Here is a 21,630-nt window from a genome sequence, read left to right as displayed (position 1 = left end):
GTCTGCCAGTTGCAGATCAGTCTTTGAGTGTTTGAAGATATGCGACCACATCTTCGATTTCCTGAGCGGTCAGCAGCGGGGACAGTTCGCCCTCTGCGGCTTTTCCGGTGAAAGCGTTCCCCGGGCGGTTGAACCCGCTTGCGCGGTAGAACGCCGGCATGATTGTCCCCTCATAGGTCATCTTCGCATTTGCTATGATGCCACGAAGCTCGGCTGCGGTACGGTATTCACCCACACCGTCAAGCGATGGGCCAACTTCGCCGTGAAACGGATACTCTTCCAGAGCGGTCACCTGATGACAGGCAATGCAATTGCCCTTGCCACGTGAAACCATGATTTCAAGGCCTGCCGCCGCATCGCCCGGTTGGCCGGACAGGGACGCCTCGACTTCACCATACTCGCTGTAAACGACATCATCAGGCATCATGCCTTCAGCAAAGCCAACGGTCGCTATGGCGATCGCGACACCTGCGCTAAGAATCTGCTTCATGGTCCCTCCCTGGATCACAAATGTGTTTCGTATACCGTAGACTACAGATCGCGAGAGTCGCAACAACAAAATCATTTATTTGAATGTTTGTACTCAGGCATCTGATTTTACTCGGTTATTCCCTGCTCCTGGATGATCCTTGCATGATATTTCTGGAAGGGTTCATCACCAAGATAGCCTTCTTCATTGATCCAGTTGAGCAGGTTCAACGTAGTCGCGCGACCAAAGGCGCCGGGCATGACAGCAACAGCCGCCTGTGTCGCAATCTGCCCCTCTTCCACCTCTTGAGGGAAAAACATCATGGTCGGCGTGAACAGTGCATTCCAGCGGCGCACCATGTCTTTTTCAGCCAAAGTGGTCCCGTCAAAATCCGTCACTTCGACATCTCCGAACATATTGATCTGGATGACGAAGAATTCCTCATTCAGCATCGCAGAAATTTCGGGTGTTGGGAAAACCTCTTCATGCATTTTGGTGCAATAGATGCAACCGCGCTGCTCGATAATGACCAGCAGGCGTTTGCCTTCGGCATTCGCCTCGGCAAGGTCCTCGCGCAGATCCTTGAAGGTGTCATGCATCCAGTCGGCCTTGTGCAGACCGTCGTCACCCAAAGGCGTGGCGAAAGCCGGGAGAGCCAGAACAAGCGCTGCAAGAGCGAGAAAACGGCGAAAAATCATGATCACTTCCTTTATCCTAGGTTGGTAAATGCAGGCATTACTTCGATCATCCATTGGGCGATGTAATTGACCGAATTGGTTCCGATCAGCACAGCAAAGATGATCAGCATCACACCCATGACCCGTTCAACATGGGCAAGATATTTGCGGTTGCGCTGAAGCCAGCTCAGGAACGGGCGGGCGAAAAAGGCCGCGACAACGAAGGGCGCAGTCATTGCAAGGCCGTAAACCAGCAAGAGCAGGCCACCGCGCCAGATGTCACCCATCCCGCTGGCCACCATCAGGATTGCTGCAAGTGCAGGGCCGACGCAGGGCGTCCAGCCAAAGCCGAAAGCCAAACCCATAACGTAGGCACCAATGATCGTTGTCGGTTCGGCCGTGCTTTCAATCTTGGCTTCGCGGTAAAGCAGCGGGACGCGGATAACGCCCAGAAAATGCAAGCCAAAGACCAACAACACCCCGGCCGCCACATAGCGCAAGGTGTCGCGCCACATGCCAAAGGCCTGCCCCACCGCTGTAGCGCCCATGCCCAAGAGCACAAAGATGGTTGTGACACCAAAAGCAAAGAACACAGCAGACACAATCAGCCTGCGCTGCACAGACGGGCTAATTGCATCGTCAGAACGCAACTCGGACATTGATGTACCGGCCATATAGCAGAGGTAGAACGGCACCATCGGCAAAACGCATGGCGTAAAGAATGACAAAAGCCCTGCCACCGCAGCACCAAAAAAGCTTACGTCCAGCATGTGTTGTTTTCCTTGATTGCACGCATGATTCATATTAGAATTATTGAATGTTTAAGATGAAAGCTAGTTTTATTATCCGCCTCGCAGTTGCTGCTTTTGCAGTGACCCTGATGTCTGCGGCCTCTGCACGGGCAGAGTTGCAACTGATGATGGCCGAAGAACCCGGCTGTCTTTGGTGCGCGCGCTGGAACGAAGAAATCGGCCCCATATACCCCAAAACAGACGAAGGTGCCGCCGCCCCGCTGCGCCGTGTCAATCTGCTTGATCCGATGCCTTCCGACATCGTGCTTGCCCGGCGGATCAATTACACCCCGACGTTTATCCTGCTTGTCGAAGGTATCGAAACAAACCGGATCGAGGGCTATCCGGGCGATGATTTTTTCTGGGGACTTTTGGGGCAAATGCTCGAGCAAGAGGGTGTATTTCTTGCAAAATCAGAAAAATAGGCGAAAAAACCGCGTTTTGCCCGCGCTCAGAGGTAGCAATTTGGCGGCAAAAGCCCGATTACAGGCGCAGACGATTTGACCTGAACAGAAAGATTCTCGTGAGGCTCCAAGGCTTATGACACTTCCGGTTTTTGATACTGACGTTGATGATGCTCGCTTGGACGAGATGATGGACAACGCGACAATCGCGACGAATTATCTCAAAGCGATCAGTCACGAAGGCCGCCTGATGATCCTGTGCCACCTCGCAACTGGTGAAAAATCAGTCACAGAACTCGAAGAACTGCTCTCGGCACGCCAGGCCGCCGTATCCCAGCAACTGGGTCGGTTGCGGCTCGAAGGGCTGGTCACGCCCCGCCGTGAAGGCAAAACAATTTACTATAGCTTGACGGATGACAAATCTCGCAGGATCATTGGTCTTGTCTACGAATTGTTCTGCAAAACGGACTGAGGCTTAGCCACCTCCCGTTCAATTCGACTGACGAACAGGGAGGAACGGCCATTGCTCGATGCATTGGGAGAGGCGAACGTCGCGGCAGCCGTGGGGCTGTTCGGTGGCGTATTACTTGGACTTGCTGCAAGACTGGGCCGGTTCTGCACACTGGGCGCGATCGAAGACTATCTTTACGGCAACAATGACAAACGCCTGAGAATGTGGATTCTGGCCATCGGAACTGCCGTCGTCGGCAGTTTCGGCCTGATGGCCTTTGGTCTTTTCGACCCCGCCAAGTCTTTTTATCTGTCACAACAATGGTCACCCGTTGCCAGCATCATTGGGGGTGGTCTCTTCGGCTACGGGATGGCGATGGCCGGAAACTGCGGCTACGGCGCGCTTGCACGGCTCGGCGGAGGTGATCTGCGGTCTTTTGTGATCGTTCTGGTGATGGGCATCAGCGCCTATGTCACACTTTCTGGCCCGCTGGCATGGATCCGTGTCGAAATCTTCCCCCCGACCCCGCCTGCCGCGATCCCGAGCGGTATAGCCCATACATTAGGTGCAGCGACCGGCATATCAGTGGCCTTTATCGGCCTTGTGATCGGCGCATTGCTGGTTGCTTTTGCACTGCGCGCCCGCACCCTGCGGCAGGACCGGTCAGCCATCTTCTGGGGCATCGCGGTCGGCATTGCTGTCGTCAGCGCATGGGGCGGCATGCAGTATATCAACGCGCATGGTTTCGATGACCTGCCGCTTGTCTCCCACACGTTCTCGGCCCCAGTCGGCGAAGCCATCCTTTACGGGATGACCGCATCTGGTCAGTCACTCTCATTCGGGATCGGCTCTGTCGCGGGGGTCTGGATCGGCGCTTTCCTGGGCAGTCTGATCAAAGGTCATTTCCGCTGGGAAGCCTGCGAGGACCCGCGCGAGTTGCGCCGCCAGATCATCGGTGCAGGCCTGATGGGTGTGGGTGCCGTGATCGCCATCGGGTGCAGTATCGGCCAAGGTCTGACTGCGTTTTCCCTGCTGGCCTTCAGCGCGCCTGTCACGCTCACAGCGATCTTCGCAGGCGCGGCACTCGGACTGCACCAGTTGATCGTGGGCTTTACAGCAACTGAATAGCTCGGGTGCGTAGCGATTTAGCGCCCAGCCTCACCAAACCCCTTGGGCACCGGCAAATCAGGCAAGGCCGCCGCGCGTTTTTGCAGGGCGCGCCCGATGACGACGCGGCTGATCTCGGTCGTGCCATCCACGATCCGCAGCATCTGGGCAAGACGCGACAAACGGTCCAGACCATAAGGCGCGAGCAATCCCATGCCACCCAAAACCTGCGTGGAGGTATTTGCAGCCTTAAGCGCGGCATCCGGCACGAAACGCTTGGCATGGGCCGCCATCAAGGGGCCCTCGGGCGTGCCCAGCGCTTCTGCGGCTTTGCGATAGAGAAGACGCGAGACTTCAAGGTCCGTCGCGACCTCTCCCAGCATCCACTGAATACCGTCAAGTTCAAGGTTCTTGCCGCCAAACATCTTGCGGTTCTTGGAATAGGACAAGGCCGTATCAAGTGCCGCTTGCATCAACCCGCAGCATCCTGACGCGATCGAGACACGCGCGATATCGATCGCCATGAGCGAGCCTTGCAAGCCCTGCCCGATAGGCAGGATGATGTTGTCCTCACTCACCACAACCTTGTCCATATACATCTCGGACATTGGCAGGAAATTGTAGGATGGTGTCTCGTACATCGGCCCGAAACGCAGGCCCGGCGCATCCGCAGGGATGGCGATCATCGCCATGTCCTTGTGGCCGGGCGCATCACTGGTTTTGACGACCGTGAAATAGATGTCAGCCTCTGTCGCAAGACTGACCCAGGCCTTCGCACCGCTGATTGTCCATGTCCCGTCACCATTGATGGTCGCACGGGTGTACATCTGCATGGGGTCCGACCCGGACTGGGGTTCGGTCAGTGCAAAATTCGCCAGCTTGCGCCCAGATGTCAGATCCCGCGCCCAATTCTGCTTGAAGGCGTCCGTGCCATAGCCACAGCCTGCAAAGGTACAGATATTGTGCATCGAAAGCGCAAAGGCATAGGCCCCGTCACCAAGCCCCAATTGTTCATAAACCTGAATGCCCTCGGACAGCGGCAAACCCTGCCCGCCAAACTCTTCGGGCGCATAAAGCCCCGTCAGGCCCGCAGCCCCCGCCTTGTCCGAGGCATCACGCGGCCATTTCTTTGCGGCGTTCCATGCATCAACATTGGGCAGGATCACCTGTTCAGCGTGGTCCTTGGCAGCTTGCAGAATAGCGGCGAGTTTCTCTGTCATGTGAGCGTCCTTCAAGGGCAGGGTTATCTGAAATCGCCATGTCATACGGTTTGGCAAACCAATGCCCGCATGTGCTGCGTTACTTCAGAATACTTATCTATAAAGGTTTGTATCGCGCCCTGTGGGCCACCTCCATCTCATGAGATGACATGTGATTATCAAAAACTGACAAAAAGGCCTGCGTGTCAGACTTGCGTACGGCGATAGGCACTCGGCGTGCTGCCTGTCCACCGCAGAAAGGCCCGATGGAAATTTGCTGCCGATGAAAAACCGACATCCTGCGCGATTGCCTGAATGCTTTTGCGGCCCGCCTGCAAATGACGGATCGCGATATCGCGGCGCAAGGCGTCCTTGATCGACTGGAAAGAGGTCCCATCCGCGTCCAGCCTGCGCATCAGGGTGCGCGGCGTCATGTGCATCGCGCGGGCCGCATCGCTCAATGTGGCATTGGCCCAGTCTGTCTGGCTCAGATAGGTGCGGACACGCAGCGATTGCGTATGTTCCCGCGAACTGGTGAAAATCCAGTCGCGCGGGGCATTCTGAAGAAAGCGGTCCAGATCGGAAGTGCTGCGTGGTTCAACCGCCCCCAGCAAATGCAGATCGAAAGCGATGGATGTGGCTGGTTGTGCAAACCGCAGCGGGGCCGGAAAGATAATGGCGTAATCCTGATCGTACTCCGGCCGCGCAAAGGCGAAATCCACGCGCTTGACCGGCACCTCATGTCCCGCGAGCCAGGATAAAAGACCATGGGCAAGCTTGAGGATCAGCATATGACCAAAGGGTTGCGGCGGCACCTGTTTTTGCGGGGTCAGCCTGAGCAGCAATGTGCCATCCTTTTCGGTCAGATCCCATTGGTAATCATCCAAAAGCAGGTTCCAGAACGTCGCAAACCGGTAGAGCGCCGACGGAATGCTGGTGGCCTCACGCACCGATGTCAGCAGATGTTGCAACGCTCTGGGGCGGATCGGCCTGCTCCAGAGCCCCATCATTTCATCACCTGTCTCAACCGCGGCAAGCTGGTAAAGCCGGACAATCTGATCCAGCGTCACACGGCCATAGGGCAGCGTATCATCGGCAACCAACCCCGCACGCTGCATCAAAGACTGCATCTGCGCATCCGTACAGAGCGACCGCAATGCCAGCAGCCAATCCTGGATGAACTGGCGTGACACAGTCGAAAGGGGCGTGGGTGCTGCGGTCGTCATGGCCAGACCGTATATGTTACTGAATGTTCCCGCAAAGAAAGGATCACGTCATTTCATCACGCAGCCTTTGACCGGTTCTTGCGGCTCAATTGAGCGACATCACAGCCTGCCCGATCATCAGCGTCACAGGCAAGGTCAGGAAACTCAGCAAGGTTTGCGTGGTAATCATGGCCGCCATCAAGGACGCATCACCGCGCATTTCGCGCGCCAGCGTGTAGCTGGCAACGCCGACAGGCAGGGCCGCAAAAATCAGGGCGACCTGAAAGACCAAGGGATCAGGCGCAAGCACCCAAGCCGCAAGAATGACGGCCAAAGGGTTGATCAGCAACTTGCCCGCCATCGACAGCCCGATGATTACGACAGACCCGCTCAATCCGCGCAGTTTCAGATTGGCCCCGACACACAGCAACATGATCGGCAACGCAGCGTTACCCAGAATACGGGCAATCTCGTGCAGGACCGGCACCTCGTTCAGACCGGCAAAGTTGAAGAGCGCCCCTGCGACGATGCTCAGGATCAGCGGGTTTTTCACCAGCCCCAGAACGATTGACTTGCCTCCGCCGCCCAGTTGCCGCGCCATGATGGTCACGACAGTCACGTTGACGACAGGCACCAAGAGCGCGGACCCCAGAACGGCAATCTGCAAACCCGGCGTGCCGAAAAGCGCCTCGGCGATGGCGAGGCCGATAAAGGTGTTGAAACGCGCACTACCCTGCAGAAGGGAACTGGCTTGCGGCGGCGCGAACCTGCGCCCGAACAGCCATCCACAAAAGATCGCGGAAAAGAAGCCTGCATAAAGCAGAACCGCATAGTCACCCAAACCACCACTCAGATCAGCCGCCGAGATTTTCGCAAAGAACAGCGCAGGCATCAAAACCCAATAGACCAGACGGTCGTTGAGGTTCCAGAACTCGGTCGAGGGGATACCGCCACGCCGCAGGCCATAGCCCATCAGGATCAGGGCAAAAACCGGCGCAATGGCCAAAAATGTGATCAGCATGTCATGGAACCTTTATCGGGCGTACCCCTGTGTTAGGTAACAGTGTCCGGCGATGCAACACAGGCCACCGCATGCTGGCGTTTTTGGTGGAAACTGCACTTCGGCACTAGCCGCAGTTTTTGCGCAGGCACTCAGTCCACGGCAGGGTCAAAGCCCATCAGAAAAGCAAGCGGCGCATGGTCGTCCGTCAGGATTTTCGGGTTCCGCTGCCCCAGAATATTGTCCACGAAGGCGCTATCCAGCACCTGAAAACGCCTTAAATCCGGGGCCAGCGCATCCACGGTAGCAAAGGCGCTGTCCTGTGCACTGGCCAGCAGGATAAACACACGGCGCTGACCCGGCTCCGGGGCGACGGCTTCGGTCCAGATCTCGACGCTTGGAAAGACACTGCGCAACGTCGCGTGGACGGCGGCAAGCGCGTTCATCCGGTCCACATTGTCGATCATATTCATCGCAAAAACACCACCCGGCGCGAGACGGCTTGCGACAAGCGCGAAAAACTCCTGTGTGACCAGATGCTCGGGTGCTGCAATATCGGTGAACGCATCACCGACAATAACGTCGAACTGTTGGGAGCTTCTGTTGAGCGCAACGCGTGCGTCACCATGCAAAATGGTGGCCGTTGACGAATCAAACCAGAAATTCTCGACCGCGATTGCTGTCACCTCGGGATCGACTTCAGCGATGGTAATATCCCCGATCCCCCGCGCAGCCCAAGCACGCGGGACAGAATAGGTGCCACCACCGATATGAAACGATGAAAAATCCGTCCGGCCCATCCGCATCCGCGGCAAAGCATCCAGCATGGCCGCATGTTCCGTGAACATAACCCACGGCTCTGCCCTGCCACTGATACCATGCGCCAGGTGATCCACGACCATCAGGTTCACCGGATCGTCAGGGTTGTCCGACAAGGCAACAGTCCTGATACAGTAATAGCTGCTTTCACGATCGCAGACGGCGGGCAAGGTCAGTGCGCCATATCCGGTTGCAAAGGCGACGACGATCCCGCCAAGGGCCCCTGCCTGCCCGCGCGGCAAAAGATTGCCCAGCCTGAAACAGATTAGCGCCGCAACCACATAGACCACAGTGATCACACCAAGGGTCATCACCGATCCGATCCACGGAACAAACAAAAAGCCCGCAAGAAGTGTCCCCGCAATCGCACCAACCGCACCCGAGGCGAACATGGCCCCCAAGGCCTGTTCGGCCTGCGCACGCCCGCGCATCGCGGCGACCGTCAGGATCGGCGCAGGCACGCCCGCAAAAAGTGACGGAAGAAAGAATGCCAAGGCACTCAACGCGGTAATCGCCGCCATGGGATGCGCGAATGTCGCAATCACAGGTCCCGCAAAGGCGCGCAGGAGCAGTGTTGCCCCTGCGGTGGTACAGGCCGCGGCAAGCATGATCCACCCCGCCATGCGCAACGCCTGGGCAGTGTCACGCGCGGCAATCCGGCCACCCCACCAATGGCCGACAGAAAACCCCGCCAGCACGACGGCAATGATGGCTGTCCACGTATAAAGACTCATCCCGACGTAAGGCGCAATCATGCGCCCCGCGACAATCTCGACCACGAGACTGGATGCAGAAATTCCGGCTTGCAGAAAGATGAGAAGCCAAAGCGATAGCAGCTTTGGGGGGTCTTGGGTCTTGATCAATTTGACAGGGTCCTTTGGTTACCAAACCATCGCTGGCCGATGCATATCGCGCAAGAGCAAATCATTTGCGGCGACCTGCCTTTTCACTGCCCTTTGTCATCCAGATCGGCTGTGCGCAATTGACCAAGATCAAATGCGGTCGTCGCAAGCGTTGGTAGAGATAGTTAACACGCCGACCCACCGAGGAGGACACGCGATGAAAGACCCTGAACTGGACATCCTGATCAAGGAACTCGAAACAACGCGCGACATGAGTATTGCCGAGTTTGACGGGGTTCTTCATGCCCTGGCATACCTGCTGCCACAAGCCACTCTGCCCAGCGCCGAAAACCTGAGCAAGACCGATGCAACAATGCTGATTGCGGATGAGGCCTATCCGAACTGGTCCATTCATATCCGTGGGCGTACCAATGACCGTGACGGCCACTGGCACTGCACCCTGCGCGAAAACGACAGCCGCGACAGCGATGCCGCCATCGGTATCGGGCGCTCACCGGTTCTTGCGCAGGCCGTTCTGGCGGCTGTAATGAGGTTGGCCATGGCGCAAAAAGCCTAGCATGCTTCCACAGGCCGACATTCTCACAATCACACTCAACCCCGCGGTGGATGTGGCAACGCATGTGCCAGCGGTCATTGCAGGGCCCAAGCTGCGTTGTGCGGCTCCGCGCTACGATCCGGGCGGCGGGGGTGTCAATGTGGCCCGCGCCGTGCAGAAACTGGGCGGCGCGGCCCAGGCGCTTGTCGCCGTCGGTGGCCCGATGGGGCAGCGGCTTGTCAATCTTTTAGCCGCCGAAGGGGTCCCTGCCCTGCCTATCGTGGTCAGCGGCGAAACGCGGCAGAGCTTTGCTGTCACTGACGACGCAACGGGCGCGCAGTATCGCTTTGGCGTTCCGGGAGAGCACCTGACCGCACAGGATGCCGACCGCCTGCTGACCGAAATCGCAGCCCACACCACCCACAACAGCTATGTTGTGATCAGCGGCAGTGTCGCGCCCGGTCTGCCAGAAGATATGCAAAGCCGGATCATTGCGATCGCTGCGGAAAAAAACGCCCGCGTTGTGGTCGATACCTCGAGCCGGGCACTGGACAGGCTTATTGGCGCCCCCACAACGCCCGTCTATCTGCTGCGCGTCGACCAATCAGAAGCAGCCGAGGCAGCCAACCATCCGATGGATACGGTTGCCGACAGCGTGGCCCTTGCCACCGATCTGGTTGCGCGGGGTGTGGCTGAAATCATTGTCACAGGGCGTGGCGCCGAAGGCTCGGTTCTCGTGTCCCGCGACCAGCGCTTCTTTTGTCATGCACCCAAGGTCACCGTGCGCAGCAAAATCGGCGCGGGCGATGCGTTCGTGGGGGCGATGACACTGACGCTCGCGCGCGGCGGCACCGCAGACGCGGCGCTGAAATGGGGTGTTGCGGCAGCCAGCGCCACAGTCAGCACCGAGGCCACAGCACTTTGCGACCTGGCCCAGGCACAGGCCTGTCATGACCAATGCCAGATTGAAGTGCTTTAGCCCTTCTCGGCTTCGGCCACATTGCGCAGAACCTGCACAAAACTGTCCGGCGTCACCGAAATACTGTCGATCCCGAACCCGACCAGACGCTGGGCATAAGCCGGATCATTGCTCGGCGCCTGTCCGCAGAACCCCACTTTCCTGCCTGCTTTATGCGCCTCGCGGATCACGGTTTCGATCATCCACAGCACTGCCGGATCATCCTCGCGAAACAGGTTTGCCAGCGCGTCTGAATCGCGATCAATCCCCAGTGTCAATTGTGTCAGGTCGTTCGACCCGATCGAGAACCCGTCAAAGCGTTCCGCAAATTCCGCCGCGCGCACCACATTGGCGGGGATTTCGCACATCACGTAAACCTGCAAGCCGTCCTTGCCCCTCGCCAGACCGTTTTCCTGCATCACAGCCAGCACGTTGTCGGCCTCTTGCGGGGTGCGGCAGAAGGGAATCATCACGATCACATTGTCAAAACCCATCTGCCCGCGCAGCCGCGCAATCGCCTGACATTCCAGCGCGAAACCGGCGCGGTAGTGCTCGGAGTAATAGCGCGAAGCCCCCCGAAACCCGATCATCGGGTTCTCTTCATGCGGTTCGAAATCACGCCCGCCCAGAAGGTCAGCATATTCGTTGGTCTTGAAATCGCTCATCCGCACGATCACCGGCTTGGGATAGCAAAACGCCGCGATCCGCGACAATCCGCGTGAAAGTTGATCGACAAAATACGCAGGCTTGCTGTCATATCCTTTGGTCAGCGCATCAATCTTGTCGCGGGCCTGTGCATCCCTGACCGCATCAAACTCTAGCAAGGCCATCGGATGCACCTTGACTGCGCTATTGATGACAAACTCCATCCGCGCGAGCCCCACCCCATCGACAGGCAATCGCCACCAGCGCAAGGCCGCTGCGGGATTGGCAAGGTTCAGCATAACTTTGGTTTTGACATCAGGCAGCGCGTCCAGCGTTTCCTCGGTCACAGTGATCTTGGACAAACCCGCTGTGACAACGCCCTCCTCGCCCCCTGCACAGGACACGGTCACATCCTGCCCGTCGTGCAACAGATGCGTGGCATCGCCACAGCCCACGACCGCCGGCAGCCCGAGTTCACGGCTGACAATCGCCGCATGCGAGGTGCGCCCGCCATGGTCCGTCACGATCGCAGCGGCGCGTTTCATGATGGGCACCCAGTCGGGATCCGTGGTGGAGGTGACCAACACAGAGCCCTCCACGAAATTCGCGATATCAGCGGCACTTTCGATCATGCACACGCGGCCGTTCACTGCGGCATTCCCGACACTCAGCCCGGTGACGAGCGTTTCACCCGCATCCGCCACCGTATAGGCTTTCAGTGTCCCGACATCCGCCCGTGACTGCACTGTCTCGGGCCGCGCCTGCACGATATAAAGCGTGCCGGTCTTGCCGTCGCGCGCCCACTCCATATCCATCGGGCAACCGTAGTGCTCCTCGATGATCTTCGCCTGCCGCGCGAGGGTCAGAATCTCGGGATCACTCAGCACGAACCGACCGCGTTCCGCCTTTGAGGTGGGCACATTGCGGGGGGTGCCATCGCGGTCATGGATCATTTTGATCTCTTTGGCACCAAGGGTCTTTTCCAGAATGGGCACTTTGGTTTCATCGTCCAGAAACGGCTTGTACACCTCGTACTCATCGGGATCGACAGCCCCTTGCACGACGTTCTCGCCAAGACCCCAGGCGGCATTGATCAGCACGGCGTCGGGAAAGCCTGATTCCGTATCAATCGAAAACATCACGCCGGATCCGCCGGTGTCCGCGCGCACCATCTGCTGCACGCCCACAGACAGTGCCACCTGCGTGTGCGAAAAGCCCTGTATCTGGCGATAGGAAATTGCACGATCTGTAAAGAGGGACGCATAGCATTTACGACACGCCTCAAGCAGAGCCGCAGCGCCGGTCACATTCAGGAAGGTTTCCTGCTGGCCTGCGAAACTCGCATCCGGTAGGTCCTCGGCCGTGGCGCTGGAACGCACAGCAACGGGGATATCGGGTTCGCCAGCGGTGTCGGAGAGCGCGCGATAGGCGTCCACGATCTGCGTTGCTGTTTCTTCGGGCCAGGCACCATGCAGTATCATGTCGCGAACCTGTTGACCTGTCTTTTGCAAGGTCGCCTTGCCGCTGGCCAGCGCGTCCAGCGCCACCGCGATCCGCGAATCCAGATCATTGGCCGTCAGATAGGCCCGAAACGCATCCGCCGTCGTCGCAAACCCTGGTGGCACAAGGATACCTTTCGCACCGAGGGTCTGGATCATCTCACCCAAAGACGCGTTCTTGCCACCGACAATATCCACATCGCCGCGCCGCAGTTGCGCGAAATTCACAACAAGGGGTTTTCCTTCGGCCATCACGTCGTCCTCCATATGCTTTGGAAAGACTGTGACGCGGCAAATCCCTCAGGCTATGACATAGGTCAATTCAGGCGGCACCTATCGCAGGAACGATTGTAAGCGAATGCGCTGGGTGCCGCGCCAAAGAACGCGACCGTGTTCAAGTGCCAGATTGGTTCTGGTTTTCATTCTGGTTCTGGTTCTCGTTTTGGTTCTGGTTCTGGTTCTGGTTCTGATTGCCGCCACTAGGATCGATCGGATCAACCGGATCGACAATGACCGTCCCATCAACACCATCATCAAGTTCGACAATGCGCGGGGCAACAACCACAGCCTGGCCGCTGTTGATCACATCACACAAAGGCAGGTCTGCCGTGTAAACGCCACCAATCGGAACGTTGCCCGGACGGCAGGACGGATTGCCCAGTTTGTCGAAAGTCGGCTCGGCATAGATCACCATCGCCACGGGTTCCGGTTTCGGCGCGCAGGCAGCCAGCAGGATCATTGCGCCGACACTCACACCGGTGAACAGATTTGATTTCGTCATGTGTTTTCCTTTTCACGCATCATTCGCCTTTGGTTACAGCGCGAAACATCCACCTTCGCTGTCTGCAAGGGCGTGCTGTTTTCGACCTGTCGAGAGGTCGCTGCAAGAGCAAGATAACACCGTGACTTCGCGCCGGATTGACATCTATCAACGTCAAAATGCCACAAAACCAAGGCTGGCGCGTGTCGATGTCGCCGCCATCAAGCCGACACGAAACCACCTTTTATGGCTGGCGCTTAGGCGCGCTTTACCAGCCGAATGAGGAACAAAAGAATGACGGCCCCAAGCGTTGCATGGATGATGTTTCCGATCAAACCGCCCCCCATGCCGAGGCCGATCACAGGAAAAATCAGCCCAGCAACAAAAGCACCCAGAATACCCACAACGATATTGCCCAGCAAACCAAAGCCGAACCCCCGGATGACCTGCCCCGCCAGCCAGCCGGCGATTGCGCCGATGATAATGATCACAAGAATGCTTTGAATACCCATGGTTCTGTGCTCCCAATTCCAACCGCAGGATCGCGGTAAAACCCATGATACCATCAGTCATCACAGAAGTCCTTGCGTTCACGCAAATTGACACAAACGTTGTAATCCTGCCGCCAAGTGACTACGTCGCACTTACAAGAGTTGCGGTTTTCTCCGGTCCGGATGAGTCGGTCGCCAGAGCGGACCAAGATTCTCCTATCAAAACAATTTGTCTGTCAGACCCTGTTTAGGGTTCTGATGTCTGGGAATGCTACCGATTTCATCGCATTGGCGTACGCTCTTGCGAAGTATGCCGCCATCCCAGACACCCTGAGCTGCGCAATAAACGAGCCCGCCCGGACAGAGGTGGATGACCCTATAAGGAGAGACCCAATGGCGAAACTAACGAAGACCTCTGTATTCAAAGAACACACCACCAGACCTGAAACTACGATGGACAAGACAACACGCGTTGTGCGCAAAATGGTGGATGATGAAGCTGAAGAACGGCTTGCCAAACTCACCCGACTTCGGAACGCGCGGCTTGAACGGGAAGCAAATACGCCACCAAAAGAAGTTGCGGTGAAGCGGACTGCGCGCGCCAAGGCCGCACCTAAGGGATAGGACACACCGCAAGGTACGCTTCGCGATCAAGGCACAGGGCCTCGTGGGTTCCGCCTGCCTTGTGAAAAAGGTACCGCCCTTCGGACCTAAGTCCATGTTCACGCGAAAAATTCCGTCCTAAGGTCCTCGCATGAGTATCGTGCGAAATACGTGGCGTTGGCAGAGTCTGACGTTGCCTGGCCAATTTCTATTGGCCGGAGCGGCTGTCATGGTCATTGCGACCTTCTTTGTCGAGATGTGGGTTTCGCGACAGATCGAGAATGCGGTGGTTCAGAATTCCGCAATCTCTGCAGCTTTGTACATGGAAAGCTTTATCTCGCCCCTCAGTCAGGAATTGGCGGAAACCGATACTCTGTCGCCACCCGCAAGGCAGGCGCTGGCAGAAATATTTGAAGGCACTGCGCTGGGGGAGCGTGTTGTGTCTTTCAAAATCTGGGCCGAGGACGGACGGATCATCCATGCCTCGGACCCTGCGCTGATTGGACAGGTCTTTGAACCCTCAGAAGACCTGCGGCGCGCATGGCAAGGCGAGATCGCAGCCGCGTTTTCGGACCTCAATAGTCTGGAAGATGCCGCCGAGGCCGCATTGGGGGTCCCCTTGCTGGAGTATTACAGTCCGATCCGTCAAAGCTGGTCGGGGGACGTCATCGCTGTGGCCGAGTTCTATGAAGACGCGACGGTGCTCAACAGTGATATCACGCAGGCGCATCGGACCAGCTGGCTCATCGTTGGCGGCGCCTTTTTGGCAAGTGGTGTGCTGTTGTTCGGGATCGTCCAAACCGGGGGGCGGACTATTCGCAGGCAACGGGCCGAATTGCGCGAACAACTGGATAAGACACAGCGAATGTCTGCCCAAAACGCCGATCTTCGCCGCAAGGCTGTTGCCGCATCAGCGCGTGCCACCGCCCAGACAGAGCGCGCCATCCGCAGGATCGGCTCCGACCTGCATGACGGCCCCGCCCAATATCTGTCCTTGGCATCACTGCGACTGGATAGTGCATTGGGCAATCAAAGTACGCCCACAACTGATGCTCCGCTGGTACGCAAATCCCTTGATATGGCCCTCGATGAGTTGCGGATCATTTCGCGGGGGCTCGCTTTGCCGGATCTTGACAACCTTGAGATTGACGCGCTGATCAACCGGGCCGTCAAAGACCACACCCGCCAGACCGATTTGAAGATCACCGTCGCGCGGCATGACGACCAGATCGTACGACTGAACTACGCGCAAAAGCTTTGCGTCTTTCGTTTTCTGCAAGAAACACTCTCGAACATCAGCCGACACGCGGGTGTAAACAACGCGATGATCACGGTTGATGCCACAGATCATTCACTATCGATTACTGTCGCTGACGCTGGTCAGGGATTTGACACCGCAAAAACCCGCCAAATCCGGGATGATGGCGGTCAAGGCCTTTTCAGCCTGACCGACCGTGCCGAGAGCATCGGCGGGCAGTTGGAAATTTCTTCGACGCCTGCGGGCGGCACGAACCTGATACTCACACTGCCATTTGAAGAGAACATATTATGACTATTCGCATTATTCTCGCAGATGATCACCCGATCTTTCGTGAGGGGTTGGTCAACAGCATCGAAGAAACCGGTGAATTCGAGGTGGTTGGCGTAGGTGGTTCCGCAGATGAAGCTGTGGCGCTGGCTTTTCAGTACAAACCGGACATTGCCTTGCTGGACCTTTCAATGCCGGGCAACGGCATCACGGCGGCACAGCGGATCAGCGATGCGGGCTCCGCCGGGGCGATCGCAATGCTGACAGTGTCAGAAGACAGCAATGATGTAACAGCCGCAATGCAAGCAGGTGCGATGGGATATCTTCTGAAAGGTGTTTCTGCCAGTGAACTGCGCGAGGTATTGGGCAAGATCGCGCGCGGCGAGGCCCATGTCTCGCCCGGGTTGGCGGCGCAAATGCTGCGGGTGATGCAAAATGAGACCAAACCTCCGCGGCAACCCATCGACGAACTGACAAAGCGCGAAGAAGATATCCTGCGCGGCGTTGCTGTCGGGAAGAGCAACAAGGAAATAGGTTCAGAGCTCAATATACAGGAAAAGACCGTCAAACATTATATGACGATCATCCTTGGCAAACTTCAGGCCCGAAATCGCGTGGAAGCGGCGCTCATTGCACAAGAGGCCTGGGGCAAGAGCCAGTCTTAGGGTCCTGAGCCTAAAGTCCCGCTGCGTCGCGCATGCGGTCGAGATCGTCAAAAGTGGCCCGACGGTTGACGACTGTTGCGCCATTGGGGTCCGTCAAAATGTAGCGCCCATCCCTGATCTTTTCGTCCCACCCATTTGGATAGCGCAAGTGCAGGTTCTCAGGTGTCGCCCGGCCGCGATCTGAAGCACCGTTTTCCGAACTGCCGCTATTCGTGCCAAAGCCGTTTCCTTCATCGTCTTCATCGCCGCGACTGCCACCGCGGTCATCGTCATCGTCGTCGTCATCATCTTCGTCGTCGTCTTCGTCATCAGCATCGTCGTCTTCGTCATCATCATCATCGTCGTCATCGTCATCGTCGTCATCGTCATCGTCGTCGTCATCGTCGTCATCGTCGTCGTCATCATCGCCATCGTCGTCACTTGCACGCGCGTAATCGACAGCAAAAACCCATTTGCCGTCTTGCTGCTGCACACTCACAATCGGAAACGGCATCAAAAGAAGGGCCGCCAGAAATATCTTGATGATCTTCAACATCGCCCTTGTCTGTTCCGCCTTGAATATTGTGGAAAACTTGCTCCGGCCCCTTTTATAGCCTTGCTTGGATGGTGAGGCATCAGACGTAGGTCTGACAATCATCGACACATCGCACCGGCGCAATCGGTCTTGTCAATCGACGGGGGCGAGATGTCAAAGCGTGCTCGCGTGTCGTCAGCAGCCCCTCGGGCATGTCACGCAGGTTTGTTCCGTCAAAATCAATCGACCGGTAGACGCCATCGGTGATGTAGACAACGTTCAGGGCGCGTCCGCCGTTCTTTTTGTTTCGCACCAAAACAAATCCATGCGTTGCTTGCGCCGCAGCATTCAGAAACGCCTGCGGATCAAAGCCAGCGGGGTTGGTGATCGGCGCAAAGCGAAAGCGCCCAGCGCGCGCACCCCAGTAAGCCGCCGCTTCAAGATGGCGTGTGGTCAAAGGCTCAACGGCATCATAGCTCCGGCTGCGCGCACGGTCTTTGAAAACAAAGCTGATGTCACCTGTCCGCGTATTGATGCGGCAGTTCGAAATTTCATCAGTGCGAAACCCGTTGCGCCCGTCATTCGAGGCGATCACACAATCGACTGTTCCAGTACTTTGGGCCTGCAGTGGCGCCGCATGAAGCGTCAACATCACCGTCATCACAAGGCCTGCCATCTTGCCGGCTATTGGCGAAAAAATTGTCATGGTCTCTCTCCTGTTTGGATCTTGCATCAGGCGGCAACCACCTGTCCGGCACCCACCCAATGCGTGGGCAGGTCGGTCCGGATTTCGGACCAATTTCCTATTGTGGGGTTTGGCGCTGTCAGCCCCAATTTGCGCAGCGTTGGTAAAAAGCGATTATAGCGTGAAACCTGGCCGGTCGCGGCCATGCCGATACAGTATTTTGAACAGCGCTTGGTCGGGCGTTCACCCGCCATGCGAAGCAACCGATCGGCGAGGCCACGCCCATTTGCAGATTTCGTTTCAACAATGAATACCGCCGTGCCTGTCGCACAGCGCTGGCGCTTGGACTGAAACCGCAGATCGGTATCGATCGTCATCCGCTCGCCGCCAGATTTCGCCACCAGCGTCATACGCTGGTACCGGATATCAAGCGCAGGGTGCAGGTCATATTCAAACGCCTTGTCGTATTGCCGGCTGTAGGTCCCTTTGGCAAACTCCGATGCATCCGGCGTCAAGGCTGCGCGCTGGTTGATATCGTAAGGCATCCGGTATTTTTCGGTCATGCCGCGCTGGCCTTTGACCTTCACTTCCAAAAAGCACAGGCCCGCATCGACATAGTTGCGCACCCGCACCTTAAAGCCGCGCCGTCTGCCCTGATGGTGTTCGAAATAGGCGCTGCGTCCGGCGTCATCGAAATAGCGCGTGTCATATTCAAAGGCGCGCCGGGTATTGATATCCAGTACATCAAAGGCCTCACGCAGTTGTGGGACAAGGCCAAAGAGCTGCTCGGCACGCACCACATATTTGTTGTCGATGCGGGCCATCATCTCGGCTTTGGTATTTAATTCCTCCAACGAGATCGGGCGAAAAGATTGCGTGAATTGGGACATATGCGCGGTCATCAGACGTTTCCTTCTGTGCGGTAAAAAACATTGAGACGGGCAAGATCGTTGACATAGTTCAACTCGATCACTTCGAAATTCATCACCTCGACGCCCAGCCGCTCGGACAGGTCGTGGCGCATTTTGACGGGGTCGGCCAGCACATGCGCTTCAATCCGGTCCAATGTCAGCCTGGCACTATCCGCGCTTTGCAAAATCCGCGGGTGATCCAGCAGCCACGCCGCGGTCAACACAAAAACAACGATCAAAGCGACAAGTCCCAGCCCCGTACCAAGTACCGAACAGATGACCGCGATGGCGATTGACCCGAAAAAGTAGCTGATCTCGACCTTGGAAATGGTCTCGGACCGCAGGCTGAATAGCGCAAGGATTGCAAACAGACCAAACCCGGCCGCGATGCTGAACGCGACGCTCGACAAAATGGTCAGGACCGAGAAAGCAAAGATGTTGAACATCCCTGCGGTGGTGGCCAATTCCTTGTTGCGATAGCGGCGGTAGAACATGCCGAACATCAGGCAGAGCATCGCTGTCGCGTTGATCATGAACCTGATGGCTAGCTCAACAAGGGGGTCAGTGGGGGTCATCTCAGTTTCCTTCACAGTTTCCGAGCACGCTTCGGGGTGCCATAAATCTGTTACAAAACTGTCATGTTCGGAGTTTACGCGGCACGGCCATCGGTCCAGCCATGTTTCAGACCTTTGGCTGAGACAGGTTCAGACCATGTGCCATGAAGTCCGCAGTGCGGCAGGGGCACTTCAAAAAACCAAGGATTTCAATTGCCTATGCTGTCGCCGTATACGCGCCCGCGTCGCTCACACCAGCGCCATCTCGTTGATGTATGATTTATCATCCATCAATGTATGAAAAATACACCTATGACGTTAGAAATTTAGAGAATTGTGCAAAAGTTGTAGAAATTAGTAAAAGTAACACATCGAGCACGTGTTGTTTGTGTTCGGTGGGTAGTGAGTGGGTGTAGTGAGTAGTCGCATCCAATCGATGTGTTTAACGAGTGTCTGTTTGTGCCTTCGGGCATATGTTTGATTTGACGGTGCCTTATGGTGTGTGAGGCCATTGGCACCGCCAAACATCAAGCGACAGTTGTGCGTATATGGTTGCTGGTTGGTTTGGCGATAGCCGCTAATCTGATTTTTTAGAACAGTGCTCGTTCAGGGCGCTGTTCTTTTTTTGGCCTATAGCCAAGCGGGATTCGTCCGTCAGCGGGCATGTAAACCAGCAAAAACTCTGGGATGGGATTAGGCGGCAGCAGAAGACGCCAGATCAATCGCCCGCGAGAGCGCCTCGTTCGGACAGTGGAATGAAACGCTGGCCGCGCAAACCTGCCGTTGGCCGGGCCCGACCTGGAACAGCCCCGAACAGTATGCACCATCGGCAATCTTCGTCGCGCAGGGAACCCATTTACCACCGGGACCTTCAACCTTCTTCCCGACCAGCACGTTGACAGATCCGGGTGGCGGGCTCGAAAGCGTAATCGTATAATCAATCAAATTGGCGACGTGCATGACAGCTCCTTTAGCTGCCTCGATTTTTCAAACCAAAATGGCCAAAGGATGGCGACACTTGGGATTCTGATCGCCATCGCGTCGTATTCCATCTTGCAGCAATGGGCATACGCGCTTTGGTTTATAAGGGGGTTCACTCCACACCTTTAGGGCGTGCAGACCAGGAACATGTGTTCTACAAACAAGGCGTCTAGCAAGAGATTCTTCTCGAAAAAGCTATATTTTGGTCCTCATTTGTACACCGTTGCGATTCATACCGTGTCTCGATTGCGCGTATTGATTGATCTGTTTCGTTTAAATCTAGAAAGACATCCGGAGGCACCTTGTACCAGTCGAAGAACAACACTGGCGTCACAGTTGACATGCTACGTGCATTCGTTTGCTTAAGCAGACACTTGAATCTGTCCAAAGCAAGCGACGAGCTTGGCACGACGCGTCAGACTGTCCGGCGACACATCACTGATCTTGAGGTGATACTGGAGCAGAAACTCTTCGAGGTGGTTGATCGTCAGTACGAGCTGACGCCGGAAGGGTCTGAAAGAATCGAGGAAGCCCAAAAACTGATTTTGCAGTTGGACTCATGGGCAGGACAGTCTGCCTTGACAAAGAAGACTAAGGCCGGACTTGAAAAACTAGAATATACTGACAAGGAAGGCAGGTCTTTTCATTCGCAACAGCATCCAGTTTCACAGATAGCCATAAATGGCCTGCCTCTGATGAAGAGTGCTCTGATGGCTTGGGGAAATGCAAAAACACAGATCGAACATGAAGCGATGGACGAAATTCGGCCCTATATGGTACTCTTTCGAAAGGTGCCAGCGGGATGGGTCTTTGTCCACGTCGGGAAGGAATCGGCCTATGCACGCTGGTTTGGTTGGACCTGGGCGAGCAGCGCCATCGGAAAACTCATAAATGAAGACAATGTTGGCGACGAATATAACGAATTCATCGGTGGTGCATACTCAAGGATCTACGAAGAGGGTGGCGTGCGCCTTGATCACATCTTCGCACATCTGCCAAAGGACGGCGGCCAACCTCATCCTGGAACATTCCAAAGACTACTTCTGGGGGGGGTGTTCCCCGACGGTACACCCGGACTGATATTGATGGCATCTATCACTGAGCAGGTTGAGATTGACGCTTTGTCCGAAGCTGATCGCCCGAAAATTGATGCAGATATGATCATGGATACCCTGCCTGCGCTTTCCAACTCAGTGACTCAATTGCCACAACCACGGAAAGCATCACACTCGATATTGTGACGTCGCACCAAAAAAGACTAAACAGTATTAGGCCGAAAAGGCACTGTGTTGCGAAAAGCGCAACGATAGATCGAG

24 protein-coding genes are annotated in these 21,630 nt (G+C 56.4%); 9 read left to right on the top strand and 15 right to left on the bottom strand.

Features of this window, described 5'->3' with window-relative positions; all coding sequences use genetic code 11:
- Positions 1-16: 16 nt before the first annotated feature.
- The 3 genes from soxX to C7964_RS04775 all read right to left on the bottom strand — a co-directional run bounded on the left by soxX (position 17) and on the right by C7964_RS04775 (position 1,916).
- A complete protein-coding gene (gene soxX, locus C7964_RS04785; RefSeq protein ID WP_110278467.1) occupies positions 17-490 on the bottom strand; it encodes a sulfur oxidation c-type cytochrome SoxX in 474 nt (157 codons plus the stop codon).
- Positions 491-597: 107 nt separating this feature from the next.
- A complete protein-coding gene (locus tag C7964_RS04780; protein WP_110278466.1) occupies positions 598-1,167 on the bottom strand; it encodes a thioredoxin family protein in 570 nt (189 codons plus the stop codon).
- 11 nt (positions 1,168-1,178) lie between these two features.
- A complete protein-coding gene (locus tag C7964_RS04775) occupies positions 1,179-1,916 on the bottom strand; it encodes a cytochrome c biogenesis CcdA family protein (RefSeq protein WP_110278465.1) in 738 nt (245 codons plus the stop codon).
- A gap of 56 nt (positions 1,917-1,972) precedes the next feature.
- Here C7964_RS04775 and C7964_RS04770 point away from each other — a divergent pair, with 56 nt between their 5' ends.
- The 3 genes from C7964_RS04770 (at position 1,973) to C7964_RS04760 (ending at position 3,920) form a co-directional block, all read left to right on the top strand.
- Complete coding sequence (locus tag C7964_RS04770) at positions 1,973-2,362, top strand: hypothetical protein (RefSeq protein WP_286163769.1); 390 nt, start codon at positions 1,973-1,975, stop codon at positions 2,360-2,362.
- 115 nt (positions 2,363-2,477) lie between these two features.
- Entirely contained in the window at positions 2,478-2,813 is a 336-nt protein-coding gene (locus C7964_RS04765; RefSeq protein WP_110278464.1) for an ArsR/SmtB family transcription factor, read from the top strand.
- 51 nt (positions 2,814-2,864) lie between these two features.
- Positions 2,865-3,920, top strand: a complete 1,056-nt coding sequence (locus C7964_RS04760) for a YeeE/YedE family protein (protein ID WP_110278463.1) — start codon at positions 2,865-2,867, stop codon at positions 3,918-3,920.
- Between the two features lie 17 nt (positions 3,921-3,937).
- Here the strand turns inward: C7964_RS04760 and C7964_RS04755 are convergent, their stop codons facing one another.
- The 4 genes from C7964_RS04755 to C7964_RS04740 all read right to left on the bottom strand — a co-directional run bounded on the left by C7964_RS04755 (position 3,938) and on the right by C7964_RS04740 (position 8,985).
- The gene (locus tag C7964_RS04755) at positions 3,938-5,119 is read right to left on the bottom strand and encodes an acyl-CoA dehydrogenase family protein (RefSeq protein ID WP_110278462.1); all 1,182 of its coding nucleotides are present in this window, start codon (positions 5,117-5,119) and stop codon (positions 3,938-3,940) included.
- A 185-nt stretch (positions 5,120-5,304) separates the two neighbouring features.
- Positions 5,305-6,324: an AraC family transcriptional regulator gene (locus tag C7964_RS04750; RefSeq protein WP_110278461.1), complete on the bottom strand. Its 1,020-nt coding sequence runs from the start codon at positions 6,322-6,324 to the stop codon at positions 5,305-5,307.
- An 85-nt stretch (positions 6,325-6,409) separates the two neighbouring features.
- On the bottom strand, positions 6,410-7,324 hold the full coding sequence (locus C7964_RS04745; protein WP_110278460.1) for an AEC family transporter: 915 nt from the start codon (positions 7,322-7,324) through the stop codon (positions 6,410-6,412).
- A gap of 131 nt (positions 7,325-7,455) precedes the next feature.
- A complete protein-coding gene (locus C7964_RS04740; protein ID WP_286163768.1) occupies positions 7,456-8,985 on the bottom strand; it encodes a fused MFS/spermidine synthase in 1,530 nt (509 codons plus the stop codon).
- A gap of 196 nt (positions 8,986-9,181) precedes the next feature.
- On the opposite strand from C7964_RS04740, the gene C7964_RS04735 reads away from it, so the two are divergent.
- On the top strand, positions 9,182-9,541 hold the full coding sequence (locus C7964_RS04735; protein ID WP_110278459.1) for a hypothetical protein: 360 nt from the start codon (positions 9,182-9,184) through the stop codon (positions 9,539-9,541).
- Position 9,542: 1 nt separating this feature from the next.
- Complete coding sequence (locus tag C7964_RS04730) at positions 9,543-10,499, top strand: 1-phosphofructokinase family hexose kinase (RefSeq protein ID WP_110278458.1); 957 nt, start codon at positions 9,543-9,545, stop codon at positions 10,497-10,499.
- Here C7964_RS04730 and ppsA read toward each other — a convergent pair.
- The 3 genes from ppsA to C7964_RS04715 all read right to left on the bottom strand — a co-directional run bounded on the left by ppsA (position 10,496) and on the right by C7964_RS04715 (position 13,894).
- The gene (gene ppsA / locus C7964_RS04725; protein WP_110278585.1) at positions 10,496-12,874 is read right to left on the bottom strand and encodes a phosphoenolpyruvate synthase; all 2,379 of its coding nucleotides are present in this window, start codon (positions 12,872-12,874) and stop codon (positions 10,496-10,498) included. The two genes, C7964_RS04730 and ppsA, sit on opposite strands and share 4 nt — an antisense overlap.
- 142 nt (positions 12,875-13,016) lie before the next feature.
- The gene (locus C7964_RS04720) at positions 13,017-13,403 is read right to left on the bottom strand and encodes a hypothetical protein (RefSeq protein WP_110278457.1); all 387 of its coding nucleotides are present in this window, start codon (positions 13,401-13,403) and stop codon (positions 13,017-13,019) included.
- A 236-nt stretch (positions 13,404-13,639) separates the two neighbouring features.
- Complete coding sequence (locus tag C7964_RS04715; RefSeq protein ID WP_110278456.1) at positions 13,640-13,894, bottom strand: GlsB/YeaQ/YmgE family stress response membrane protein; 255 nt, start codon at positions 13,892-13,894, stop codon at positions 13,640-13,642.
- Between the two features lie 372 nt (positions 13,895-14,266).
- Here C7964_RS04715 and C7964_RS04710 point away from each other — a divergent pair, with 372 nt between their 5' ends.
- From C7964_RS04710 to C7964_RS04700, 3 genes are all read left to right on the top strand, one after another.
- A complete protein-coding gene (locus C7964_RS04710; protein WP_110278455.1) occupies positions 14,267-14,497 on the top strand; it encodes a hypothetical protein in 231 nt (76 codons plus the stop codon).
- 130 nt (positions 14,498-14,627) lie between these two features.
- Entirely contained in the window at positions 14,628-16,028 is a 1,401-nt protein-coding gene (locus C7964_RS04705; RefSeq protein ID WP_110278454.1) for a sensor histidine kinase, read from the top strand.
- Positions 16,025-16,669, top strand: a complete 645-nt coding sequence (locus C7964_RS04700; protein ID WP_110278453.1) for a response regulator — start codon at positions 16,025-16,027, stop codon at positions 16,667-16,669. Before C7964_RS04705 ends, C7964_RS04700 begins: the two co-directional genes overlap by 4 nt.
- A gap of 10 nt (positions 16,670-16,679) precedes the next feature.
- Here C7964_RS04700 and C7964_RS19875 read toward each other — a convergent pair whose 3' ends face one another.
- The 5 genes from C7964_RS19875 to C7964_RS04675 form a co-directional block, all read right to left on the bottom strand.
- The gene (locus tag C7964_RS19875) at positions 16,680-17,204 is read right to left on the bottom strand and encodes a hypothetical protein (protein WP_110278452.1); all 525 of its coding nucleotides are present in this window, start codon (positions 17,202-17,204) and stop codon (positions 16,680-16,682) included.
- A 79-nt stretch (positions 17,205-17,283) separates the two neighbouring features.
- On the bottom strand, positions 17,284-17,889 hold the full coding sequence (locus C7964_RS04690) for a hypothetical protein (RefSeq protein WP_110278451.1): 606 nt from the start codon (positions 17,887-17,889) through the stop codon (positions 17,284-17,286).
- A 26-nt stretch (positions 17,890-17,915) separates the two neighbouring features.
- Complete coding sequence (locus C7964_RS04685; RefSeq protein WP_110278450.1) at positions 17,916-18,770, bottom strand: polyphosphate polymerase domain-containing protein; 855 nt, start codon at positions 18,768-18,770, stop codon at positions 17,916-17,918.
- Positions 18,770-19,354: a DUF4956 domain-containing protein gene (locus C7964_RS04680; protein WP_220000158.1), complete on the bottom strand. Its 585-nt coding sequence runs from the start codon at positions 19,352-19,354 to the stop codon at positions 18,770-18,772. The genes C7964_RS04685 and C7964_RS04680 overlap by 1 nt, the downstream gene beginning before the upstream one ends.
- A 672-nt stretch (positions 19,355-20,026) precedes the next feature.
- Entirely contained in the window at positions 20,027-20,293 is a 267-nt protein-coding gene (locus tag C7964_RS04675; protein ID WP_110278449.1) for a hypothetical protein, read from the bottom strand.
- Between the two features lie 362 nt (positions 20,294-20,655).
- On the opposite strand from C7964_RS04675, the gene C7964_RS04670 reads away from it, so the two are divergent.
- Positions 20,656-21,555: a LysR family transcriptional regulator gene (locus C7964_RS04670; RefSeq protein WP_286163777.1), complete on the top strand. Its 900-nt coding sequence runs from the start codon at positions 20,656-20,658 to the stop codon at positions 21,553-21,555.
- Positions 21,556-21,630 lie beyond the last annotated feature (75 nt).

Source organism: Loktanella sp. PT4BL, assembly GCF_003201935.1.
Classification (GTDB): domain Bacteria; phylum Pseudomonadota; class Alphaproteobacteria; order Rhodobacterales; family Rhodobacteraceae; genus Yoonia.
The sequence above is the reverse complement of the archived record's forward strand: the minus strand, read 5'-3'. Positions and strand labels throughout refer to the sequence as shown.

What these genes read in the sequence shown, in the direction of transcription:
- C7964_RS04755 (WP_110278462.1), bottom strand. Translation starts at nt 5,119, where the DNA reads ATGACAGAGAAACTCGCCGCTATTCTGCAAGCTGCCAAGGACCACGCT.
- C7964_RS04780 (WP_110278466.1), bottom strand. Translation starts at nt 1,167, where the DNA reads ATGATTTTTCGCCGTTTTCTCGCTCTTGCAGCGCTTGTTCTGGCTCTC.
- C7964_RS19875 (WP_110278452.1), bottom strand. Translation starts at nt 17,204, where the DNA reads ATGTTGAAGATCATCAAGATATTTCTGGCGGCCCTTCTTTTGATGCCG.
- C7964_RS04675 (WP_110278449.1), bottom strand. Translation starts at nt 20,293, where the DNA reads ATGCACGTCGCCAATTTGATTGATTATACGATTACGCTTTCGAGCCCG.
- C7964_RS04770 (WP_286163769.1), top strand. Translation starts at nt 1,973, where the DNA reads ATGAAAGCTAGTTTTATTATCCGCCTCGCAGTTGCTGCTTTTGCAGTG.
- C7964_RS04775 (WP_110278465.1), bottom strand. Translation starts at nt 1,916, where the DNA reads ATGCTGGACGTAAGCTTTTTTGGTGCTGCGGTGGCAGGGCTTTTGTCA.
- soxX (WP_110278467.1), bottom strand. Translation starts at nt 490, where the DNA reads ATGAAGCAGATTCTTAGCGCAGGTGTCGCGATCGCCATAGCGACCGTT.
- C7964_RS04690 (WP_110278451.1), bottom strand. Translation starts at nt 17,889, where the DNA reads ATGACAATTTTTTCGCCAATAGCCGGCAAGATGGCAGGCCTTGTGATG.
- C7964_RS04670 (WP_286163777.1), top strand. Translation starts at nt 20,656, where the DNA reads ATGCTACGTGCATTCGTTTGCTTAAGCAGACACTTGAATCTGTCCAAA.
- ppsA (WP_110278585.1), bottom strand. Translation starts at nt 12,874, where the DNA reads ATGGCCGAAGGAAAACCCCTTGTTGTGAATTTCGCGCAACTGCGGCGC.
- C7964_RS04745 (WP_110278460.1), bottom strand. Translation starts at nt 7,324, where the DNA reads ATGCTGATCACATTTTTGGCCATTGCGCCGGTTTTTGCCCTGATCCTG.
- C7964_RS04715 (WP_110278456.1), bottom strand. Translation starts at nt 13,894, where the DNA reads ATGGGTATTCAAAGCATTCTTGTGATCATTATCATCGGCGCAATCGCC.
- C7964_RS04685 (WP_110278450.1), bottom strand. Translation starts at nt 18,770, where the DNA reads ATGACCGCGCATATGTCCCAATTCACGCAATCTTTTCGCCCGATCTCG.
- C7964_RS04720 (WP_110278457.1), bottom strand. Translation starts at nt 13,403, where the DNA reads ATGACGAAATCAAATCTGTTCACCGGTGTGAGTGTCGGCGCAATGATC.
- C7964_RS04730 (WP_110278458.1), top strand. Translation starts at nt 9,543, where the DNA reads ATGCTTCCACAGGCCGACATTCTCACAATCACACTCAACCCCGCGGTG.
- C7964_RS04750 (WP_110278461.1), bottom strand. Translation starts at nt 6,324, where the DNA reads ATGACGACCGCAGCACCCACGCCCCTTTCGACTGTGTCACGCCAGTTC.
- C7964_RS04700 (WP_110278453.1), top strand. Translation starts at nt 16,025, where the DNA reads ATGACTATTCGCATTATTCTCGCAGATGATCACCCGATCTTTCGTGAG.
- C7964_RS04680 (WP_220000158.1), bottom strand. Translation starts at nt 19,354, where the DNA reads ATGACCCCCACTGACCCCCTTGTTGAGCTAGCCATCAGGTTCATGATC.
- C7964_RS04710 (WP_110278455.1), top strand. Translation starts at nt 14,267, where the DNA reads ATGGCGAAACTAACGAAGACCTCTGTATTCAAAGAACACACCACCAGA.
- C7964_RS04765 (WP_110278464.1), top strand. Translation starts at nt 2,478, where the DNA reads ATGACACTTCCGGTTTTTGATACTGACGTTGATGATGCTCGCTTGGAC.
- C7964_RS04705 (WP_110278454.1), top strand. Translation starts at nt 14,628, where the DNA reads ATGAGTATCGTGCGAAATACGTGGCGTTGGCAGAGTCTGACGTTGCCT.
- C7964_RS04735 (WP_110278459.1), top strand. Translation starts at nt 9,182, where the DNA reads ATGAAAGACCCTGAACTGGACATCCTGATCAAGGAACTCGAAACAACG.